A 3176-nucleotide genomic window follows, 5' to 3' on the forward strand; every position below is an offset into this window, starting at 1 on the left:
TCAGTCAGACTCCTGGTATACAAGCGGTTCAAGACTTTTCTGCACCACTAAGCTAAATCGGTTTCAAAATTCAAAAAAAAGTTCAAAAGCTCAACTACTTGCTTTTTAATTCTTGTCAGCAATTGGGTATCAGGCTGATTTTTGATAATCATTTTTCTATTCCTGTATTGGTAGAATCAAGCAAATATGATATTCATTCTATGTTTTGTAGACAATGAAAATTTTACTTTTGATACCATTAATTAACTATTTATGAGGTAGATTTTTAAGTGGCAAAGCAAAACAATATAGTCTAAATCATCACAATATATATCCGGCTTTACTTAGCTTACTTGTCTCTAAGAATATCATGATTTTCTACGTGAGTACATAACTTGTAAAGTATAATAATAATACAGCTTAAATCTTTTACTTTCCTTTATATTTATCCACATCTAGTTTGCAAAAAACTTATTTTTATGTAGATAATGATCGATATTATGGTAGTTCGGAATTATTTATGAAATCATAAGTAAGTTAGAATATGATAAATAACATAATCGTATTATCTATAGATGCTCTCAATATCAAAATTTTAAACATCAAATCCATATTTTTCTTTTAAGAAAGCTTTAACCTCATCGTTTGGTTCTTCTCCATAACAAGAACCAATAACCTTTCCATAATTCTCTATATCAATACTTTGAGTTGAATCGAGTGCTTTTGTGAACTTCTGCTCTAAGGCGGGTCTTACATAAACGAAATAATAAGCCCATCGGCCACTGCTATCTTTAGCTTTGAGTTTATGGATAAGATGGCCGCGTGCAGCAATAAATTTATTTTCATGGATATGACTATTATTTTTTTGCTTTAATGCATCTACATTACCTATGCCGATAAGACCTAAAAAGCAATGTTCAGGTAAATCATATTTATCTACATTATCCTGCGGATTATTTAATCCATTTTTAAATGCAGATATAACTTTATAATTACCTATAAATACTAAATACACTAATGCCTCGTCACGGTCTTCACGAGTGTACAAATCATCCTGAAAAATTTGCAACAACGGGTCTATCATTTCAGGTATAAAGCATCCTAATCTTCCCAATGCAATGGCAGTACGTCTTTTAGTTATGCTCGGTATATGTGAAGAAATTAATCTTTTGATAACTTTAATATCTTGCGGACAATTAGGATATGATGGTTTTGGTAATTTCCTATGAGGCTTAACTCCATCTGCCACAAGTACCCATTCGTAAATCCAATCTGCTTGAGCAAATATAGTTTTTTCAGGGGTACAAACACTCAAAATCAAAGCAGACCAACTTCGAGCATAAGCATCATGTTTTTCATTAATAACAACTTGTCGTAAGATGTCAAGTTCTTCATCGGTAAAGCTATAGGTTGTGTAAGAATGACAAGTTATGGCACTAGTTACCCATAAAAGAACCCATATAGCTATAGTGGAAACTGCATAATTATCTGCTGTTTCTTGTTGAACAGCTGCAAGTAATACTTTGATTACTTTACGCAAAATTGGTTGCGGTAAAAAATCTATTTTGGTAAAGCTGTTTTGAACTTGTGAACGATAGAATACTTCAACTAAATTCAATCCTGCGTCAATACGTTCTTCGACAGAGTATAAAATCGTGAACTTCTCCAACAAGGGTATTAATATTTGAGTAGCATTTTCTGCATTCAAAATGCTACCCTTTGTAATTACTATACTGGAAAAAATACAACCAATTTTGTTGCGATGAATATCACGATTTTGTACATATTGTTGTAATAATCTTGCAGACAATAGCTGTTTAAAGCGGGACTGCATCACTGAAAAAAATGCTTCGTCCATTAAAGTATTCAGTTTGTCAAAACCATCAAATTCATTGAAATTATCTATAGCTTTATCTATTATTAAATTAACTGTCTCTTCCTTCAAGTTAGGTTCTGCTACCAAGCATTGCATAGCAAAAATAGACAACGCACGAGCTTCTTTCGGTGGTCTATTAGCAGTTAACAGCATTAAAATTACGTCATCGGCTGTGACAAGACCGAAGTATTTCGATTGATTATTTTTTTGACTGAGTTTAAATATAAAAAGCCGCATAAACTCTTGCCAGTTAGGAGCGACAACTGGCTCAATTTTGGGAGTTGTGCCAAAATTTTCAATTTGTCTGTCTACAATTGGTATGTTATTAACTTTCCGAGATAAAGCATCCAAGATATCTAAAGTTTTTTGTTGTTGCTCTTTTTTGAGAGATTCTATTTCTTTAGTTATTCTTGTAATTTCTTGCCGACATTGTTCAATTTTTTTTGGTAATCCAAATCGTTGTTCTGCACTATCCGCAACAACCAGTTCTTTCTCGAAAAAGGCAAGTTTTTCTTGCCATGTAGCCTTTACTTGCGCTAGTTCACTTAATAAGCTATGTTCTCGATTATCTGCTGACATTACCTATCTCCGAACTATTTCTTTTATGTTCTCCCAAGTTTTGGACATCAATCCCTGGGTTTCCATCTCTAGTTCGTAAGAAGCGATCGCAGGAATTAAGGGTAAAACTACTTTCAATTTGGCTGACGCAGCTTTATCTTGTTTATCTAACTTGTCTCGTATTTCTTGTAGGAGATCAATCAATGCTGAAGGATAAGCATTAGAAGGTATTTGCTCGATAGATACAACAGCTTGTTCAACCTTAACGAGCTGGGTTTCTGCTTCCTCATCAGAGATGATAATTGCTTCTTGTGGGTAAAGTTCCCAGTACTCTGTCTCGTATTTCCGAATTGCTGGGATAATCTCTCGCTTAATGCGCTGCTTTACTTCAAAATTTGCAGATTTATTACTACTCATAATTAACTCTTTTTCAAATTCTCCTAATTTTTCGTAAAGTAAATCTAAAATATCTTTTAAATCATTTATTCTATCGTAATTGCTCATAATTTAGTCTGAATTTATAGTTGTTAAGGTAATAAAGTTTTGGGTGTTGCTGAATAAAGGGATGAATAAAAATTTCCAAGTATAGGTATATACTTGAAATTAATGAAGTAATAATTTAATTGAGTATCTCAGGGTTTCTTCTGATTTTAGAATAGCATAAGGTTTTTCAGCGTGGCAAATGCATCTAAAATCTTGAGGATTGATACTAGGGTGTTGACTTTGAGAGCTTAAGGGTGGTAGCTTCTCAGGCAAGAACTAT

General features: G+C 33.1%; 2 protein-coding genes. Both read right to left on the reverse strand.

Annotated features, from left to right (window positions below; all coding sequences use genetic code 11):
* Positions 1–574 precede the first annotated feature (574 nt).
* Positions 575–2434, reverse strand: coding sequence for a hypothetical protein (locus ACM0OS_RS28595; protein WP_414546559.1), 1860 nt, complete (start codon positions 2432–2434; stop codon positions 575–577).
* A 3-nt stretch (positions 2435–2437) separates the two neighbouring features.
* Complete coding sequence (locus tag ACM0OS_RS28600; RefSeq protein ID WP_414546560.1) at positions 2438–2917, reverse strand: hypothetical protein; 480 nt, start codon at positions 2915–2917, stop codon at positions 2438–2440.
* Between the last annotated feature and the right edge of the window lie 259 nt (positions 2918–3176).

The organism is Nostoc sp. CCY0012, from assembly GCF_963920855.1.
Taxonomy (GTDB): domain Bacteria; phylum Cyanobacteriota; class Cyanobacteriia; order Cyanobacteriales; family Nostocaceae; genus Cyanocohniella.

Coding starts and splice junctions, on each gene's coding strand:
- ACM0OS_RS28595 (WP_414546559.1), bottom strand. CDS start 2,434: ATGTCAGCAGATAATCGAGAACATAGCTTATTAAGTGAACTAGCGCAA.
- ACM0OS_RS28600 (WP_414546560.1), bottom strand. CDS start 2,917: ATGAGCAATTACGATAGAATAAATGATTTAAAAGATATTTTAGATTTA.